A 17486-nucleotide genomic window follows, 5' to 3' on the forward strand; every position below is an offset into this window, starting at 1 on the left:
GGACAGGACCGCGACGCTCCGTGACGGTGTGCTAGGGCGATGTGGTGCTGCGCACTTTTTGTCCCTTTTGTGGCGGCGGTCCCGCATACTGATACGCGTCCCCCGAGTCCGGGGCGGCTCGGCTAGGCTGCGACGCATCATGCGTTTCGGGCTGCTTCTTCTTAGCTGCCGCGGCGAGGGCCTGTAGTCACAAGGCCGACTCCCTCCCCGCGGAGCTCTGGCGTTGCCTCGTCGGCCGTCCACCCGGACATCCGGATGCACATCCGGACACCCTGAGGAGCCCACGCACCATGGCCAACCGCCAGCAGCCCAGTTCCATGCCGATCCACAAGTACGGCCGCTACGAACAGGTGGACATCCCGGACCGCACCTGGCCGGAGCAGCGGATCACCGCCGCCCCCCGCTGGCTCTCCACCGACCTGCGCGACGGCAACCAGGCCCTGATCGACCCCATGTCGCCCGAGCGCAAGCGCCGGATGTTCGACCAGCTGGTGAAGATGGGCTACAAGGAGATCGAGGTCGGCTTCCCCGCCTCCGGCCAGACCGACTTCGACTTCGTGCGCTCGATCATCGAGGAAGAGGGCGCGATCCCCGACGACGTCACGATCTCCGTACTGACCCAGGCCCGCGAGGACCTGATCGAGCGGACCGTGGAGTCCCTGAAGGGCGCCAAGCGGGCCACCGTCCACCTGTACAACGCCACCGCCCCGGTCTTCCGCCGGGTGGTGTTCCGCGGCTCCAAGGACGACATCAAGCAGATCGCCGTCGACGGCACCCGCCTGGTGATGGAGTACGCCGAGAAGCTGCTGGGCCCGGAGACCGAGTTCGGGTACCAGTACAGCCCGGAGATCTTCACCGACACCGAGCTGGACTTCGCGCTGGAGGTCTGCGAGGCGGTCATGGACGTCTGGCAGCCCGGCCCCGGCCGCGAGATCATCCTCAACCTGCCCGCCACCGTGGAGCGTTCGACCCCGTCCACGCACGCGGACCGCTTCGAGTGGATGCACCGCAACCTGACCCGCCGCGAGCACGTCTGCCTGTCCGTCCACCCGCACAACGACCGCGGTACGGCCGTGGCGGCGGCCGAGCTGGCCCTGATGGCCGGCGCCGACCGCGTCGAGGGCTGTCTGTTCGGACAGGGCGAGCGCACCGGCAACGTCGACCTGGTCACCCTGGGCATGAACCTGTTCTCCCAGGGCGTCGACCCGCAGATCGACTTCTCCGACATCGACGAGATCCGTCGTACGTGGGAGTACTGCAACCAGATGGAGGTCCACCCGCGCCACCCGTACGTGGGCGACCTGGTCTACACGTCCTTCTCCGGCTCCCACCAGGACGCCATCAAGAAGGGCTTCGACGCCATGGAGGCCGACGCGGCCGCGAAGGGCGTCACCGTCGACGACATCGAGTGGGCCGTGCCGTACCTGCCGATCGACCCCAAGGACGTCGGCCGCTCCTACGAGGCCGTCATCCGCGTCAACTCCCAGTCCGGCAAGGGCGGCATCTCCTACGTCCTGAAGAACGACCACAAGCTGGACCTGCCGCGCCGGATGCAGATCGAGTTCTCCAGGCTCATCCAGGCCAAGACCGACGCCGAGGGCGGCGAGATCACGGCGAAGGAGATCTGGTCGGTCTTCCAGGACGAGTACCTGCCGAACCCGGACAACCCCTGGGGCCGCATCCAGGTCAGGACCGGCCAGTCGACCACCGACACCGACGGCGTGGACACCCTGACCGTCGAGGCGACCGTCGACGGCGAGGACACCGTCCTGACCGGCTCCGGCAACGGTCCGATCTCGGCCTTCTTCGACGCCCTGGAGTCCATCGGCATCGACGTACGCCTGCTGGACTACCAGGAGCACACGATGAGCGAGGGCGCCTCCGCGCAGGCCGCCTCCTACATCGAATGCGCGATCGACGGCAAGGTCCTGTGGGGGATCGGCATCGACGCGAACACGACGCGTGCGTCGCTGAAGGCGGTCGTCTCGGCCGTCAACCGCGCGGCCCGCTGACCACTCCTGACCGGGAGTTTCGGGGTCCCGACCGCTGTATACGGCGGCCGGGGCCCCGCCTGTTATCGGCCACGGGGCCGGTCAGGTCACAGAAAGGTCTCTTACGGGGTACTGACTCAGCCTTGGTGATGTGGCTAACATCACGCCAGCGCCGCGATGTTGCGGCGTCGTTACGGAGGTGCGACGTGCTGCCAGTACGGGGACGAGACGGCCGTGCCACCAGGGCTGCGCACATCCTGCGCGTCCGCACCGCGTGGACACCCGTGGGGGACGGCGAGTTCTACTGCCCCGGCTGCGGAGGCGACCGCAACTACCAGCGGCTCACCGGCCGCCGCAGGCTCACCCTGCTCGGCGTCCCCCTGCTGCCGCGCGGCACCGCGGGCCCGGTCGTGGAGTGCGCCGCCTGCCGCCACCAGTACGGCACCGACGTCCTCGACCATCCCACCACCCGCCGCTTCTCCGCGATGCTCCGCGACGCCGTGCACACCGTCGCCCTCGCCGTGCTCGCCGCCGGCGGCACCTCCTCCCGTACGACCCTGGAGACGGCCGCCACCGCGGTCCGCGCGGCCGGCTTCGACGGCTGCACCGAGGAACAGCTGGCCGCCCTGGTCGAGGCCCTCGCCGCCGACACCGGCCGGGTCCTCGGGGCCGAGTGCGGCACCAGCCTGACCATAGAGCTGCACGAGGCCCTGGACCCGCTCGCCCCGCACCTCGCCCCGGCCGGCCGCGAGTCCCTCCTCCTCCAGGCCGCCCGCATCGCCCTCGCCGACGGCCCCTACACCCCCGCCGAACGCGACGCCCTCACCACGGTCGGCGCGGCCCTGACCATCTGCGCCGACGACGTGACCCGCCTGCTGGCGGCGGCACGGACGCCGTCCTGATACTCCCCCGGGAGTAACGGCGCGCCCCGGTCACCCCCGGCAGTAGCGCCGAACTCGCCTTCACGCCCGACGAACGGCGTCCCTTTCGCCGGAAGTCTGGAAGCCGTATCCAGACATCCGCAGGGGAAGGGAGGCCCGCGCCATGGGATCCGTGGGGGCCGGGAGAACACAGGGAAGCCGGGGCCTGCCCTGGCTGGTCGTCGGGCTGTGGGCGGTGCTGCTGGCCGTCGCCGCGCCGTTCGCCGCCAAGCTGGCCGACGTGCAGCACGACCGGGCCACCGACTATCTGCCGGCGTCCGCCGACTCCACCCGGGCCGCGAAACTGCAGGACCGGCTGCCCGGCGGCGAGACCACCGAACTGGTCCTCGTCTACCACCGGGCGACCGGGCTCACCGCCGCCGACCGGACCACGGCCGCACGGCAGCTGAGCCGGGTCGCCCACCGCCACACCCTGACGGCCGGCACCCCGCACGGCATCCCGTCCGCCGACGGCACCACCCTCATGTACCCCGTCACCAGCAACGAGCCCGGCACCGACGAGAAGAAGCGGAACGCCCTCGTCGACGACGTCCGCCAAGTGGCCCATGACCAGGGCGGGTTGAGCGTCCAGGTCGGCGGTCCGGCCGCCCTCGCCACCGACGCCTCCGGCGTCTACGCCTCGCTCGGCGGCCCCCTGCTCTACACCACCGTCGCCGTCGTCGCGCTCCTGCTCGTCCTCATCTACCGCAGCCCCCTGCTGTGGCTCGTCCCGCTCGTCGTCGCCGGCCTCTCCGACTTCCTCGCCCGCGCCGCCGCCTACGGCCTCAACCAGGCCTTCGGCACCACCGTCTCCGGCCAGAGCGCCGGCATCATGACCATCCTCGTCTTCGGCGCCGGCACCGACTACGCCCTGCTCCTCGTCTCCCGCTACCGCGAGGAACTGCGCCGGCACGAGCGCCCGTACGACGCTATGCGCGCCGCCCTGCGCGGCTGCGGCCCCGCCGTCCTCGCCTCCTCCGGCACGGTCGCCGCCGGACTGCTCTGCCTGCTCGCCGCCGACCTCAGCTCCAGCCGGGGCATGGGCCCGCTCGGCACGGTCGGCGTGCTGTGCGCGCTCGCCGCGATGCTGACCCTGCTCCCGGCCCTCCTGGTGCTGCTGGGCCGCCGGGTGTTCTGGCCGCTCGTGCCCGCCCACGGCAGCACGCCCAGGGCCCGCCGGTCCCTGTTCGCGGCGATGGGCTCCTCGGCCGGGCGCCGCCCGCTGACCGTCCTCGCCGTCGGCGCCGCCCTGCTCGGCGCGCTCGCGCTGGGCACCCTGAACCTGCCCGGCGCGATCAAGCAGCTGGACACCTTCGTGCACCGGCCCGAGTCCGTGACCGCCATGGAGACGGTGGCCAGGGCCTACCCGGAGCGGTCCGCGCAGCCCATCGGGATCATGACCCCGGCCGGGCGTGCCGACGCCACCCTCGCCGTGGTCGAGGGCACCCGGGGCGTGGCGGACGCCCGGGAAGGCCGTACCGGCGGTGGCTGGACCGAGATCACCGTGACCGCCTCAGCGCCGCCCCAGTCCGCCGCCGAGACCGCCACCATCGAGGCCCTGCGGCACCGGCTGCCCGGCTCCCACGTCGGCGGGCCCAGCGCCCAGCAGCTCGACCTGAAGGACACCGGCGCCCGCGACCGCCTGGTGGTCGTCCCGATCGTCCTGGTCTCCGTGCTGCTGATCCTGGTCGTCCTGCTGCGCTCCCTGGTCGCCCCGCTGCTCCTGGTCGCCGCCGTCGTCGCCGTGTGGGGCGCCGCGCTCGGCCTCGGCGGGCTCGCCTTCGGACCGCTGTTCGGCTTCCCCGGCACCGACCCCGGCCTCGGCCTGCTGTCCTTCGTCTTCCTGGTCGCGCTCGGCGTCGACTACGGCATCTTCCTGATGCACCGGATGCGGGAGGAGTCGGTCAGGGGCGCCGAACCGGCGGCGGCCGCGCTGATCGCGCTGCGCACCACCGGCGGGGTCATCGCCTCCGCCGGGCTGGTGCTCGCGGCCACCTTCGCGGTGCTGACGAACATGGGCCTGGTGCCGCTGGTCGAGCTGGGCTTCGTCATCGCCGTCGGTGTCCTGCTGGACACCTTCCTCGTCCGCACCTACCTCGTGACCAGCGCGAGCGTCGCGCTCGGGCACCGGGTGTGGTGGCCGGGCCGGCTGTCCCGACCGGCGCCGGACGCCGACCGCACACCGGAGCCCGTGGGCGCATAGCGGAAGATGAACCCCGTGCAGGCAACCGTCACGAACCCCGTGCAGGCGACCATCGCCGCGTTCCGGCCCGGCCGGACCCTCGCGTCCCTGGATCCCCTGCGGCAGGACGCGCTCCTGGCCGCCGCGCTCGCGGCGCTCGCCTCCGGCATCGCCGTCACCGTCGGCAGCGGCCGGCACCCCGACGCGCTCGGCTGGGCCCTGCTGCTCGGGCTGCACGTGCCGCTGGTGTGGCGGCGGCGGGCCCCGCTCACCGTGCTCGCGGTCATGATCACGCTGATCGCGACCTACCACCAGCTGGACTACAACCACTCGGCGCCCACCGCCGCCTCGATGGTCGTCCTCTACACGGTGGCGGTGACCCACGGCCCCCGGCGCACGGCCTTCATCGGCGCCGCCGTCGTCACGCTGATGCTGCTCCTGAAGATCCGTCACGGCATGGCCGGGGTCCAGGTGAGCTTCCAGATCACCGGCTGGATCGTCTCCATGCTCGTCCTCGGCGGGTACATCCGCGTCCACCGCGAGAATGCCGCCGCGGCCGTGGAACGCGCCGAACGCGCCGAACGCACCCGCGAGGAGGAGGCCCGGCGCCGGGTCGCCGAGGAACGCCTGCGCGTCGCCCGCGACCTGCACGACCTGCTCGCCCACACCATCACCCTCATCGGCGTGCAGACCTCGGTCGCCGCGCACGTCCTGGAGGCCGACCCCGAGCGGCTGGACCGCACGGCCGTCGCGAAGGCCCTCGACGACATCGCCGAGACCTGCCGCACGGCCCGCGGTGAACTCCGCACGACCCTGGAGGTGCTGCGCGACCCCGGCACCCCGGACGCCCGCGGCCCGCTGCCCGGCCTCGCGGGCCTGGCCGAGCTGGCGAAGTCGGCGGGCGCCCGGGTGGACCTGGCCGTGCGGGCCGACGGGGTGCCGCCGGCCGTCGGCGCCGCCGCCTACCGGATCGTGCAGGAGGCGCTCACCAACGCGGTACGGCACGGCGGCCGGGCCGACCTGACCGTGCGCGTCGGCGTGTACGAGGAGCATGGCGGCCTGCGCGTCCGGGTCACCGACGACGGGGTGGGCGGCGCGGCCGGAGCCGGTGCCGGCCCGCCGGGATTCGGGCTGGTCGGGATGCGGGAGCGCGCCCGCAGCGTCGGCGGCACGGTCGAGGCCGGACCGCGCGCCGACGGACCGGGCTTCGAGGTGAGCGCCGTACTGCCGCTGGGGGAGAAGCCCGGGGACCAGAGATGATCCGGGTGCTGCTCGCCGACGACCAGACCCTGGTGCGGGCCGCGTTCGCGATGCTCGTGGAGTCGGCGCCGGACATGGAGGTCGTCGGGCAGGCCGGCACCGGCCGCGAGGCCGTCGACCTGGCCCGCGCCGAGCGCGCCGACGTCGTCCTCATGGACATCCGCATGCCCGGCCTGGACGGCATCGAGGCGACCCGGCTGATCGCCGCCGACGAGGACCTCGCCGGGGTCAGGGTCCTGGTGCTCACCACCTACGACACCGACGAGCACGTGGTGGAGGCGCTGCGGGCCGGAGCCTCCGGATTCCTGGTGAAGGACACCCGTCCGGCCGACCTCCTCGACGCGATCCGCACGGTCGCGGCGGGCGAGGCACTGCTCTCACCGGGCCCCACGGCACACCTGATCGAGCGGTTCCTGCGCAGCCCCTCGGCGCCCGTGACGGGCGGCCCCGAGTGCCTGTCGGACCGGGAGCGCCAGGTGCTGACCCTGGTCGCGCGCGGCCTCAACAACGCCGAGATCGCCGAGGCGTTGGGGCTGAGCCCGCTCACCGCCAAGACCCACGTCAGCCGGATCATGGGCAAGCTCGGCGCCCGCGACCGGGCCCAGCTGGTGATCGTCGGCTACGAGTCGGGGCTGGTGACTCCTGGGAGCATGGGTGGGTGACACCGAAGAGCCGCACCCTGCTCACCGCCCTCGCGCTCCTCACCTCGCTCACCGTCCGCCCGCCCACGGCAGCCTCCGCCCAGGCGGGTCCCGGCTGCGTCTCGTCCGTGCCGTACGTCTCCGGTCAGGGCGGCTATGCCGCCTACCGCATCCCCGCGGTCGTGAAGACGGGGTACGGCACCTTGCTGGCCTTCGCCGAGGGGCGGCGGGACGGCGTCGGCGACACCGGTGACATCGATGTCGTGCTGCGCCGCTCCACCGACGGCGGCTGCACCTGGGGCCCGCTGACGGTCGTGGCCGACGGACACGGGGACACCCGGGGCAACCCGGCGCCGGTCGTGGACCCGCGCACCGGTGACGTCGTCCTGGTGACCTGCGCCAACAGCGGGAAGGCGACGGAGGACCAGATCCGGCGCGGTGCGGCACAGCGCCGGGTGTTCGTGCAGCGCAGCCGGGACGACGGCCGGCACTTCACGCCCCCGGTGGACATCACGGCCCAGGTGGAGCGGCCCGGCTGGCGCTGGTACGCCACCGGCCCCGGCCACGCCGTCGCCCTCACCCGGGGCCCGCACACCGGCCGCCTGCTCGTCCCCGCCAACCACTCCGTCGCCCCGCCCGAAGGCTCTCCCGGCCCCGCCTCCCGGTACGACGGCGGGCACGCGCTCTACAGCGACGACGGCGGCCGCACCTGGCACCTCGGCTTCGTGACCGGATCCCACGCCGGCCTGACCAACGTCAACGAAACCACCGCCGCCCAGCTCCCGGACGGCAGGCTCTACTTCAACGCCCGCGACCAGTACGGCACCGCCCCCGGCAACCGCCTCGACACCTACTCCGGCGACGGCGGCACCACCCTCGACCGCCCCTACGCCGTCCAGCCCACCCTGAACGACGTCCCGGTCGTCCAGGGCAGCGTCCTCCAACTCCGCGGTCGCCAGGCCCCGTTGCTGTTCTCCGCCCCCTCCGTACCGACCGCCCGCCGCGCCCTGGCGATCTGGTCCAGCACGGACTGCGGCCGCACCTTCACCAGGCTGCGCACCCTCTCCGACCGCCCGGCCGCCTACTCCGACCTGGTCCAGCTCGGCCACGACACGATCGGCGTCCTGTACGAGACGGGGAGCGAGCAGGCGTACGACACCGTGGAGTTCCGCAGACTGACCCTGTCAGGGGACTAGGCCCTGTCGTCAAACTCCCTCCCCCAGCCTTCGGCCGGGAGGTGCCCCCAGCCCCGCGACGCCATGCACGCACTCTCGCCGCACCGGGCCCGGGCCCAAGTACGTCCAGTACGAGGGCCAGGGCCCGGCACTCCCCCAGCCTTCGGCCGGGGGGACCCCCAGAGCACGCACCTGACGCCGCAGGGCCCGCCCTTCGGGCGGACGACGGGAGTTTGACGACAGGGCCTAGAGCAGTCCCGCCGCCGCCAGGAACTTCCCGACCCTCTCCGTCTCCTCCCCGGACAACGGCACCTGCGGCTCCGCCGTCACCGCGCACTCGATGACCCCCCGCAGATGCAGCGCGGCCTTGAACGCCCCCAGCGCCGACGAGCTGCCACCCATCCGTGCCGGGTCCCCGGCCGTGACCATCCCGAACAGCGCGCACAGCCGCTCCTGCTCCACCCGCGCCCCCTCCCAGTCGCCGGCCCGGCACATCCGGTACAGCCGGACGTACCCGTGCGGGTCGACGTTGGCCAGCCCCGGCACCGCCCCGTCGGCGCCCAGCGCCAGCGCGGAGTCGACGACCAGCTCGGAGCCGGTCAGCACGCTGAACCCGGGGTGCGCGCGGGCGCCGGTGACGATCTCACGGAAGGCGCCCAGGTCCCCGCTGGAGTCCTTGATCCCGGCCAGCACGTCGTCGGCGGCCAGGCCCAGCACCACGTCGGCGGGGAGCTTGGTGTGCACGGCCACGGGAATGTCGTAGGCGATGACCGGCACCGGCGACGCGGCGGCGATCCTGCGGTAGTGGTGGACGATCTCGGAGCGGTGGGTGCGGGCGTAGAAGGGCGCGGTGACGACCACCGCCTGCGCTCCGGCCGCCGTCACGGCCGTGACGTGGTCCAGGACGCGCGGCGTGGTCATGTCGATGGCGCCGGCCAGGACCGGCAGCTGACCGCCCACATGGGCCACGACCGCCGCCACCACCTGCCTGCGCTGCCGGTCCGTGAGGAACGCGGCCTCGGACGTGGACCCGAGCAGGAACAGCCCGTGCACCCCGCCCTCCACCAGATGGTCGACCAGCCGGAGCAGCGAGGGCACGTCCACCTCGCGCTCCGGCGTCAGGGGCGTGCAGACGGGCGGGACGACACCGGTGAGCGGGGCGGGGAAGGACATGTCAGGGCTCCTGGCGTGCTGGGTCTGCGAGGTCTGCCGGGTCTCGGGTCGAATCCTCCTCCTCAACAGGATGGTGGCACCGGTAGCGGTGTCCGGGCCGCGACGCGGCCGAGAAGTCCGGCATCACCTCGGCGCACACCCCGTCCGCCCGCCGGCACCGGGTGCGGAAGGGGCAGCCGCTCGGCGGCCGGGTCGCGGACGGCACCGGGCCGGTCAGCGGGATCGGGTCGATGGGGTCCAGCAGTCCGGGCGTGGCGGAGAACAGGGCACGGGTGTACGGGTGCCGGGCGGCGCCGGTGACCCGGTCGGCCGGGGTCTCCTCCACGATCCGGCCCAGGTACATGGTGATCACCCGGTCGCTCATCCGCCGTACCGTCTGGATGTCGTGCGAGACGAACACCAGGGCCAGGCCGAGGCGTTCCCTGAGGTCCAGCAGGAGGTTCAGGACCTGGGCGCGGACCGACACGTCCAGGGCACTGGTCGGCTCGTCGGCGACGACCAGCGCCGGGTCGAGGGCGAGCGCACGGGCGATGGCCACGCGCTGCCGCTGCCCGCCGGAGAGCTGTCCGGGCAACGCGTCGGACAGGGCCCGGGGGAGGCCGACCAGGGCCATCAACTCCCGTACCCGGTCCTCCCGTTCGGCCCTGGTTCCGCGGTCGTGGACGTCCAGCGGGTCGCGCAGGATCCGCCGTACGGTCAGCCGCCGGTTGAGCGCCGTCGACGGGTCCTGGAAGACCATCCCGACGCCCGCGCCGACCGTGGCCCGGCGCTCGGCGGGCGGCATCGTCCACAGGTCCCGGCCCTGGAACGCCACCGACCCCGAGACCGGCCGCTGGACGCCCACCAGCACCCGCGCCAGCGTCGACTTCCCGCACCCCGACTCGCCGACCACGCCCACCGTCTCCCCGGCGGCCACGGTGAGGTCGGCGCCGGTCAGGGCGTACACCCGGTCCCGGCGCAGCAGCCCGCCGCTGCGCGCCCTGTGCACGACATGGGCGTCCCGGACCTCGACCACAGCGCTCACTGCAGTGCCTCCTGAACGGGTACGGCCGGATGGTGGCAGGCGGCCGTGTGGGTGGCCGTACCGGCGAGGACGGGCGTCCGGGCGTGGCACACCTCGCTCGCCAGCGGGCAGCGGTCGGCGAAGCGGCAGCCCGCCGGGAAGTCGGCCGGGGCCGGTACGGCCCCCTTGATCTGCGTCATCCGTTGCTCGGCCGACTCCAGCGACAGCACGCTGCCGAGCAGACCGCGCGTGTAGTGGTGGGCCGGCGCCGCCACCAGGTCGGCGGTCACCCCGCTCTCCACGATCTGCCCGCCGTACATCACCGCCACCCGGTCGGTGACGTCGGCGACCAGCGCCAGATCGTGCGAGACCAGGATCAGCGCGAACCCCAGCTCCTCGCGCAGCCGCAGCAGCAGCTCCATCACCTGGGCCTGCACGGTGACGTCCAGGGCGGTCGTCGGCTCGTCGGCCACGATCAGCCGTGGGTCGCGGGAGAGCGCCATGGCGATGAGCACGCGCTGGCGCTGCCCGCCGGACAGCTCGTGCGGATAGCTGCGCAGGGTGCGCTCGGGATCGAGCCCGACCAGCTCCATGAGCTCGCGCGGACTGCGCCTGCCCCCGCGCCGGACGAGCTGCTTCAGCTGGGCGCGGACGGTCATCGCCGGGTTCAGCGCGGACAGGGCGTCCTGGTGGACCATCGCCATCTCGTGCCCGAGCAGCCGCCGCCGCACCCGCATCGGCTCGGCGAGCAGGTCCCGCTGCCGGAATCGCACCTGGCCGCCGATGCGGGCGTCCCCCGGCTGGAGCCCCATCACGGTGAGCGCGGTCAGCGACTTCCCGCAGCCCGACTCGCCCACCAGACCGAGCACTTCACCGGGGTGCACCTCGAAGCTGACACCGGCGACGACGTCCACGCCCCGGTGCCGGTCCGGGAAGCCGATGGTGAGGTTCTGCACGGCGAGCACCGGCTGACCGGAGGAGTCGGGGCGGGGCCGGGCCCGGGAGCGCAGCCGCCGGGCCGCTTCGGTGAGGCCGGGCAGCTGGAGCACCTCGCCGCTGCCGGGCTCCGGCGCCTGAAGCCGGTCCGGTGGCGTCTCCACCTCCCTGGGCGCCGGCGCCGCCCACGCGTCGGACACGCCCTCGGAGAGGATGTTCAGCGACAGCACGGTGAGCAGGATCAGCAGCCCGGGGAAGACGGTCGCCCACCAGCCGCCGGTCAGCACCATGTTCTTGCCGTCGGCGATGACACTGCCCCAGGAGGGGTCAGGGGGCCGCACACCGGCGCCGATGAAGGACAGCGACGCCTCGAACACGATCGCCTCGGCGACCTGCACCGTGCAGAACACCAGCACCGGGGCCGCGCAGTTGACGGCCACGTGCCGGCCCACGATGTGGGGCGTACGGGCGCCGATCACCCGTTCCGCGGTGACGTAGTCCTCGCCGTACTGGTCGAGGACGTTGGCCCGGACGACCCGGGCGACGGGCGGCGTGAACAGGAAGGCGATGGCACAGATCAGCACGCCGATGCCCCCGCCGAAGACCGCGACCAGGACGGCCGCGAGGGCGATACCGGGAAACGCCATCACCACGTCCAGGCAGCGCATCAGCGTCTCGTCGACCGCCTTGCGGGAGGTGGCGGCCACCGCGCCGGTGACGGCACCCACGACCAGGGCGAGCGCCGTCGCCCCCAGCCCGATCGCGAGCGACCACCGGGCGCCGTACATCAGCCGGCTCAGGATGTCCCGGCCGAGGCTGTCCTGCCCGAGCCAGTGCGCGGCGGACGGATGCCCGGTGCCGCCGACCGGGTCCTGCTGGTCGAGCGGATCGTCCGGGGCCAGGAGCGGGGCGAGTACGGCGACGAGGAGGACGAAGGCCAGGAAGCAGACGGCGATCTTCGACAGCAGGGGCAGCCGGTGCCGGCCCCGCAGCCGCACGCCGCCGGGCCGCGAGAACCGCTCGGCAAGACGCGCGCGCGTGACCATCAGCTTGCCCTCAGACGTGGGTTGACCAGCAGATACAGGATGTCGATGACGAGATTGACGACGACGAACCCGGTGGCGGTCGTCAGCACCACCCCCTGCACCACGGCCGGATCGCCGTTCTGCACGGCGTCGATCATCAGCTTGCCCATGCCGGGCAGCGAGAAGATCGTCTCGATGACGACGGCTCCGCCGAGCAGGTAGCCGACCCGCAGCCCGAGCACGGTCAGGGGATTGACCAGGGCGTTCCTGAGCACGTTCCGGCCGACGACGACGCGGGGCGGCAGCCCGCTGCCGATCGCGGTCCGCACGTAGTCCTTGTCCAGCTCCTCCACGACCGAGGTGCGGACGATCCGCGTCAGCTGCGCGGCGACCGGCAGGGAGAGGGCGAAGGCGGGCAGCGCCATGGTCTTCAGCCAGCCGGTGACCGAGTCGGCCGGGTTGATGTAGCCGCCGGTCGGGAACCAGCCCCGGTCCACCGCCAGGTACTGGATCATCAACAGCGCCAGCCAGAACCCGGGGGCGGCCACGCCGACGAGCGAGAGCACCCGGATGACCTGGTCCGGGACCCGGTCCCGGTACACGGCCGCCGTGACCCCGCCCGCCAGCGCCAGTACGACCGCGACGGCGAGGCCGAGGAAGGTCAGCTGGAGGGTGAGCGGTAGTGCGGTGGTGACCTGGTCGGCCACCGGGGCCCGGGTCAGGGCGCTGGTGCCGAGGTTCCCGTGGAGCAGGTCGCCGACGAAGTGGACGTACCGGACGGGGAGCGGATCGAGCAGACCGTTCCGCTCCCGGAAGTCATGGAGCTGCTGCGGCGTCGGGCTGGCGCCCTGGAAGAACGCGGACGCGGGATCGACGTCCGAGAACCGCATCACCAGGAACACGAACAGCACGATCCCGAGCATCAGCGGCACGAGCAGTGCGACCCGGCGGAGCAGGATCCGTACGACGGCCGTCATACCGTCAGACCCACTTGGCCTGGAGCAGGTTGATACCGGGGTAGGGCTGCGCCCTTATACCCGTGAGTTTCCGGGGGTCCCAGGCGGTCATCAGCTCGTTGTGCACCACCGGGTAGAGCACGGCCTGCTCGGCGACGACGTCGATGTAGTCCTGGACGATCGCCTTCTTCTTCTGCGGATCCGGCTCCCGGGTGGCCCGGTCCATGTCCTTGAACAGCTGTTTGGCGACGGGGTCGCCGGCCCACCGGGTGTACCCCATCCACAGGTTCTGCGGCCCGTAGTTGTAGTGCATGATCAGATCGGCGTCGAGCCCGAACTGGTTCGGATTGGAAGCCGCGGCGACAACCTGGTAGTCCTGCTTCTGGTCCATCTTGGTGAACACGGCCGTGGTCTCCTGCGGCGCGAGGGTGGTCTCCACGCCGATCGCGTCCCAGGAGGCCTTGATGGTGGGCAGGCAGTCCACGATCCAACTGACGTTCACGGCAAGGACGTTGACCTTGAGATTGCTGACCCCGGCGGCCTTCAGCAGGGCCTTCGCCTTGTCGGGGTCGTAGTCGTACACGGTCTTGGCCCGCCGGTAGGCGGGGTTGCCCTCGTCGAGGAACGAGGACGCGGGCTTCCCGTGCCCCTTGAGGGCGACGTGCACCATCTTCTCGGTGTCGATGGCGTAGTGCAGCGCCTGCCGCACCCGCACGTCGTCGAAGGGCTTGTGCCGGGTGTTGAACATCAGGAAGAGGTTGTTCATCCCGGCGCCACCGGCGACCTCGAGCCCGCCCTGCTCCAGCCGCGCGATGTTGGCGTAGGGGATGTTGTCGGCGATCTGCGCCCCGGCGTCGGAACCGGAGATCTTCGCGACACGCGGCGCGGCATCCACGATGGTCAGCCAGTTCATGCGCTTGAACGCGGGTGGGCGCGGTCCGTTGTAGCCGGCGTACGCCTCGAAGGTGGTGTTGGACTTCGGGTGGTGCGCGGTCTGCCGGTACGGCCCTGAGCCGACGGCCAGCCCCTTGATGGCGTCGTCCCAGGCGCCGGGCCTGGAGAAGACGTGCTTCGGCATGATCTTGGCCAGGGTGAGCCGGGAGAGCCCGTCCGGGAAGGGGAACTTGAGCACGAGCTCGACGGTGCGCGAGTCGGCCTTCCTGACGCTGCCGAGCCAACTGGCGAAGAACCCCTTGGCGAGGGTCTGGGTGCCGGGGTCGAGGATCCGGTCGAAGACGAACACGACGTCGTCGGCGGTGACGGGCCTGCCGTCGTGGAAGGTCGCGCCCGAGCGCAGGGTGAACCGCCAGGTGGTGGCGTTCGGGTCCTTGGGCACCTCGGTGGCGAGCGCCGGATACGGCACCCGGGTGATCGGGTCGGTGTCCAGCAGCCCCTCGTAGATGTGGTTGTTGGCCGCCATGCAGAACGCCGACGCCGTCTGCGTCGGATCCCAGCTGCCGTCGTTGCCGTAGCCGATCACGGCGGTCAGGGTCCGGTCCTTGCCGGTGCCGCCGCCCCCGGTGTCGTTGGTGGACTGCGGCCCGGTGGAGCAGGCGGTCAGCGCAGGTGGCAGCAGCGCGAGCGCGCCGAGCACACCGGTGGAGCTCAGGAACTGCCGGCGGCGCGGTGCCGGTACGTCGGGGCCGGGTGTCACGTCGTCGCGCACGGGTCCTCCAACGAGTGGATGGGTGGGAGGGGGAGATACGACGTCCTACGTCCTACGTCCGGTCGGTAGCGCGACCATAGGAGGGGGCGTGGGGGTGGTCAAGACGGCGCACACGAACGGGTCAGCCGCCAGAGGTCGGCACCAATGGCGGGCGTCGGACCCCCGCACCGGCTGCCGGAAGGGACACAGAAGGGCCCCGTCGCTCCGGGAGCCTCACCGGCAGTGTAGTGGCGGAGCGTCACTCTTGATGTGCGAAGAGTGAAAACCCGAAAGAGAGGGGAGCGACATGGCCGGGACCTAAGAGGCGGGAGGAGACCTTGGATGAATTTCGGCCGGCTCCGGACAGGGCAGGCGTACGTCCCGTCGCGTGCCCTGTCGGCAGCCATGCCATGGACACCCGGAGCGGGCGGGTGGGGATCGTCATGGGGCACGAGGGGCCGTATGTCCAGCTGAGACCCTATGGCGGCGGCAGGGAGTGGGACGCCGACCCCGCGGCCGTGCGGCCCGCCAGCCCCGCCGAGCGGCTGAGCGCGGCGAACGCCTACGCCAACGCCCGCAGCCGCGGCGAGGTGCCCTAGGGTCTGTCTGGCACTTCCCGTCTGCCGTGCGACGCCAACATCGGGCCTCGTGTTCGTCGACCTTCTTCAACATATTGTTCAACGGCGTTCGCGGGGGAGGGCGTGGGTGAGAATGGGCCCATGACTCTGTTCCGCGACGACGGCATCGTGCTGCGCACCCAGAAGCTGGGTGAGGCGGACCGGATCATCACGCTGCTCACGCGCGGTCACGGACGGGTACGGGCCGTGGCCCGCGGGGTGCGGCGGACGAAGTCGAAGTTCGGGGCCCGGCTGGAGCCCTTCTCCCACGTCGACGTGCAGTTCTTCGCGCGCGGGAGCGAACTGGTCGGGCGCGGGCTGCCGTTGTGCACGCAGAGTGAGACCATCGCGCCGTACGGTGGCGGGATCGTGACCGACTACGCGCGGTACACCGCCGGGACGGCCATGCTGGAGACCGCCGAGCGGTTCACGGACCACGAGGGGGAGCCGGCGGTGCAGCAGTACCTGCTGCTCGTCGGGGCGCTGCGGACCCTCGCCCGGGGCGAGCACGCGCCCCATCTCGTCCTCGACGCCTTCCTGCTCCGCTCCCTCGCCGTCAACGGGTACGCCCCGAGTTTCACCGACTGCGCGAAGTGCGGCATGCCCGGACCGAACCGGTTCTTCTCCGTGGCCTCCGGCGGCTCCGTCTGCGTCGACTGCCGGGTGCCCGGCAGTGTCGTACCGTCGCCGCAGACCCTGGTGCTCCTCGCGGCGCTGCTTACGGGAGACTGGGAGACGGCGGACGCGTGCGAGGCGCGGTACGTCCGCGAGGGCAGCGGGCTGGTGTCCGCCTACCTGCACTGGCATCTGGAGCGCGGGCTGCGTTCGCTCAGGTACGTCGAGAAGTAAGAGGGAGACGAGAAGCACATGGTCGTACGCGGGATCCTGGGGCGCCAGCGGCGCGAGTACAAGGCGCCGGAGCCGCACCCGTCCGGTGCCCGCGCGCCCAAGCTCCCCGGCGAGCTGGTCCCGAACCACGTGGCCATCGTCATGGACGGCAACGGCAGGTGGGCGAAGGAGCGGGGGCTGCCGCGGACCGAGGGGCACAAGGTCGGCGCCGAGCGGGTGCTGGATGTGCTCCAGGGGTCGATCGAGATCGGCGTCCGCAACATCTCCCTCTACGCCTTCTCCACCGAGAACTGGAAGCGCTCGCCCGACGAGGTCCGCTTCCTGATGAACTTCAACCGCGACTTCATCCGCAAGACGCGGGACCAGCTCGACGAACTCGGCATCCGGGTGCGCTGGGTGGGCCGTATGCCCAGGCTGTGGAAGTCGGTCGCCAAGGAACTGCAGGTCGCCCAGGAGCAGACCAAGGGCAACGACCTGCTCACGCTGTACTTCTGCATGAACTACGGCGGCCGGGCCGAGCTCGCCGACGCGGCGAAGGCGCTGGCCGAGGACGTGGCGGCGGGGCGCCTGGACCCGTCGAAGGTCAGCGAGAAGACCATCCAGAAGTACCTCTACTACCCCGACATGCCGGACGTGGACCTCTTCCTGCGGCCCAGCGGGGAGCAGCGCACCTCCAACTACCTGCTCTGGCAGAGCGCGTACGCCGAGATGGTCTTCCAGGACGTGCTGTGGCCCGACTTCGACCGCCGCGACCTGTGGCGGGCCTGCGTCGAATTCGCCTCCCGCGACCGGCGGTTCGGCGGCGCCGTCCCGAACGAGGAACTCCTCGCCATGGAGGCCGCCATGAAGGGCGATTCCACCGCCTAGCCACCCCCGATTCACCCGGGCTGCCGAGGATGCGGGGGCATGAGACGTCTCACGCCCGTCCTCGCCCTCGGCGCCCTGCTGCTCACCGCGCTGCCCGCGCACGCCGCCCACAGCCCCGCGCGCCGCGGGAGTTACGGCACCAAGGCGCCGTACGAGCCCGAGCAGAGCGCACGCAGCTAGCAGCGCCCCCCGGCCGGTTACACCCCCGTCTTCACCGAGAACGTCTCCCGGCACGGCTCCCGTGCG

General features: G+C 72.2%; 15 protein-coding genes. 10 read left to right on the forward strand and 5 right to left on the reverse strand.

Annotation, left to right across the window (positions count from 1 at the left end; genetic code table 11):
- Positions 1 to 290 precede the first annotated feature (290 nt).
- The 6 genes from leuA (at position 291) to ACFYZB_RS18900 (ending at position 8190) form a co-directional block, all read left to right on the forward strand.
- On the forward strand, positions 291 to 2012 hold the full coding sequence (gene leuA, locus ACFYZB_RS18875; protein WP_351203103.1) for a 2-isopropylmalate synthase: 1722 nt from the start codon (positions 291 to 293) through the stop codon (positions 2010 to 2012).
- 185 nt (positions 2013 to 2197) lie between these two features.
- Positions 2198 to 2893 (forward strand): TerB family tellurite resistance protein, encoded by a 696-nt coding sequence (locus ACFYZB_RS18880; RefSeq protein WP_351203105.1) that lies wholly within the window; start codon positions 2198 to 2200, stop codon positions 2891 to 2893.
- Positions 2894 to 3035: 142 nt separating this feature from the next.
- Positions 3036 to 5114 carry an MMPL family transporter gene (locus ACFYZB_RS18885; protein WP_388759652.1) on the forward strand — a complete coding sequence of 693 codons (2079 nt, stop codon included), beginning with the start codon at positions 3036 to 3038 and terminating at the stop codon, positions 5112 to 5114.
- A 15-nt stretch (positions 5115 to 5129) separates the two neighbouring features.
- Positions 5130 to 6353, forward strand: coding sequence for a sensor histidine kinase (locus ACFYZB_RS18890; protein WP_388759655.1), 1224 nt, complete (start codon positions 5130 to 5132; stop codon positions 6351 to 6353).
- Positions 6350 to 7015, forward strand: a complete 666-nt coding sequence (locus tag ACFYZB_RS18895; RefSeq protein WP_351203109.1) for a response regulator transcription factor — start codon at positions 6350 to 6352, stop codon at positions 7013 to 7015. The genes ACFYZB_RS18890 and ACFYZB_RS18895 overlap by 4 nt, the downstream gene beginning before the upstream one ends.
- Positions 7012 to 8190: an exo-alpha-sialidase gene (locus tag ACFYZB_RS18900; protein ID WP_388759659.1), complete on the forward strand. Its 1179-nt coding sequence runs from the start codon at positions 7012 to 7014 to the stop codon at positions 8188 to 8190. Before ACFYZB_RS18895 ends, ACFYZB_RS18900 begins: the two co-directional genes overlap by 4 nt.
- 225 nt (positions 8191 to 8415) lie before the next feature.
- Here the strand turns inward: ACFYZB_RS18900 and ACFYZB_RS18905 are convergent, their stop codons facing one another.
- Genes ACFYZB_RS18905 through ACFYZB_RS18925 form a run of 5 tightly spaced genes read right to left on the reverse strand, consistent with a single transcriptional unit; the run spans position 8416 to position 14928 of the window.
- The gene (locus ACFYZB_RS18905) at positions 8416 to 9342 is read right to left on the reverse strand and encodes a dihydrodipicolinate synthase family protein (RefSeq protein WP_388759662.1); all 927 of its coding nucleotides are present in this window, start codon (positions 9340 to 9342) and stop codon (positions 8416 to 8418) included.
- A 1-nt stretch (position 9343) separates the two neighbouring features.
- Complete coding sequence (locus tag ACFYZB_RS18910; RefSeq protein WP_388759665.1) at positions 9344 to 10366, reverse strand: oligopeptide/dipeptide ABC transporter ATP-binding protein; 1023 nt, start codon at positions 10364 to 10366, stop codon at positions 9344 to 9346.
- A complete protein-coding gene (locus ACFYZB_RS18915) occupies positions 10363 to 12327 on the reverse strand; it encodes a dipeptide/oligopeptide/nickel ABC transporter permease/ATP-binding protein (RefSeq protein ID WP_388759668.1) in 1965 nt (654 codons plus the stop codon). The genes ACFYZB_RS18910 and ACFYZB_RS18915 overlap by 4 nt, the downstream gene beginning before the upstream one ends.
- On the reverse strand, positions 12327 to 13283 hold the full coding sequence (locus ACFYZB_RS18920; protein WP_388759670.1) for an ABC transporter permease: 957 nt from the start codon (positions 13281 to 13283) through the stop codon (positions 12327 to 12329). Before ACFYZB_RS18920 ends, ACFYZB_RS18915 begins: the two co-directional genes overlap by 1 nt.
- Positions 13284 to 13287: 4 nt before the next feature.
- Positions 13288 to 14928, reverse strand: a complete 1641-nt coding sequence (locus tag ACFYZB_RS18925; RefSeq protein WP_388759672.1) for an ABC transporter substrate-binding protein — start codon at positions 14926 to 14928, stop codon at positions 13288 to 13290.
- Between the two features lie 389 nt (positions 14929 to 15317).
- On the opposite strand from ACFYZB_RS18925, the gene ACFYZB_RS18930 reads away from it, so the two are divergent.
- The 4 genes from ACFYZB_RS18930 to ACFYZB_RS18945 all read left to right on the forward strand — a co-directional run bounded on the left by ACFYZB_RS18930 (position 15318) and on the right by ACFYZB_RS18945 (position 17420).
- Positions 15318 to 15506, forward strand: coding sequence for a hypothetical protein (locus tag ACFYZB_RS18930; RefSeq protein ID WP_351203123.1), 189 nt, complete (start codon positions 15318 to 15320; stop codon positions 15504 to 15506).
- 120 nt (positions 15507 to 15626) lie between these two features.
- Entirely contained in the window at positions 15627 to 16373 is a 747-nt protein-coding gene (gene recO / locus ACFYZB_RS18935; protein ID WP_351203125.1) for a DNA repair protein RecO, read from the forward strand.
- 18 nt (positions 16374 to 16391) lie between these two features.
- The gene (locus ACFYZB_RS18940) at positions 16392 to 17240 is read left to right on the forward strand and encodes an isoprenyl transferase (RefSeq protein ID WP_351203127.1); all 849 of its coding nucleotides are present in this window, start codon (positions 16392 to 16394) and stop codon (positions 17238 to 17240) included.
- A 39-nt stretch (positions 17241 to 17279) separates the two neighbouring features.
- Entirely contained in the window at positions 17280 to 17420 is a 141-nt protein-coding gene (locus ACFYZB_RS18945; RefSeq protein ID WP_388759675.1) for a hypothetical protein, read from the forward strand.
- Positions 17421 to 17486: the final 66 nt, after the last annotated feature.

The organism is Streptomyces sp. NPDC001852 (genome assembly GCF_042891825.1).
Taxonomy (GTDB): domain Bacteria; phylum Actinomycetota; class Actinomycetes; order Streptomycetales; family Streptomycetaceae; genus Streptomyces.

What these genes read in the sequence shown, in the direction of transcription:
- ACFYZB_RS18905 (WP_388759662.1), bottom strand. Translation starts at nt 9,342, where the DNA reads ATGTCCTTCCCCGCCCCGCTCACCGGTGTCGTCCCGCCCGTCTGCACG.
- ACFYZB_RS18945 (WP_388759675.1), top strand. Translation starts at nt 17,280, where the DNA reads ATGAGACGTCTCACGCCCGTCCTCGCCCTCGGCGCCCTGCTGCTCACC.
- ACFYZB_RS18930 (WP_351203123.1), top strand. Translation starts at nt 15,318, where the DNA reads ATGGACACCCGGAGCGGGCGGGTGGGGATCGTCATGGGGCACGAGGGG.
- recO (WP_351203125.1), top strand. Translation starts at nt 15,627, where the DNA reads ATGACTCTGTTCCGCGACGACGGCATCGTGCTGCGCACCCAGAAGCTG.
- ACFYZB_RS18940 (WP_351203127.1), top strand. Translation starts at nt 16,392, where the DNA reads ATGGTCGTACGCGGGATCCTGGGGCGCCAGCGGCGCGAGTACAAGGCG.
- ACFYZB_RS18920 (WP_388759670.1), bottom strand. Translation starts at nt 13,283, where the DNA reads ATGACGGCCGTCGTACGGATCCTGCTCCGCCGGGTCGCACTGCTCGTG.
- ACFYZB_RS18915 (WP_388759668.1), bottom strand. Translation starts at nt 12,327, where the DNA reads ATGGTCACGCGCGCGCGTCTTGCCGAGCGGTTCTCGCGGCCCGGCGGC.
- ACFYZB_RS18885 (WP_388759652.1), top strand. Translation starts at nt 3,036, where the DNA reads ATGGGATCCGTGGGGGCCGGGAGAACACAGGGAAGCCGGGGCCTGCCC.
- ACFYZB_RS18895 (WP_351203109.1), top strand. Translation starts at nt 6,350, where the DNA reads ATGATCCGGGTGCTGCTCGCCGACGACCAGACCCTGGTGCGGGCCGCG.
- leuA (WP_351203103.1), top strand. Translation starts at nt 291, where the DNA reads ATGGCCAACCGCCAGCAGCCCAGTTCCATGCCGATCCACAAGTACGGC.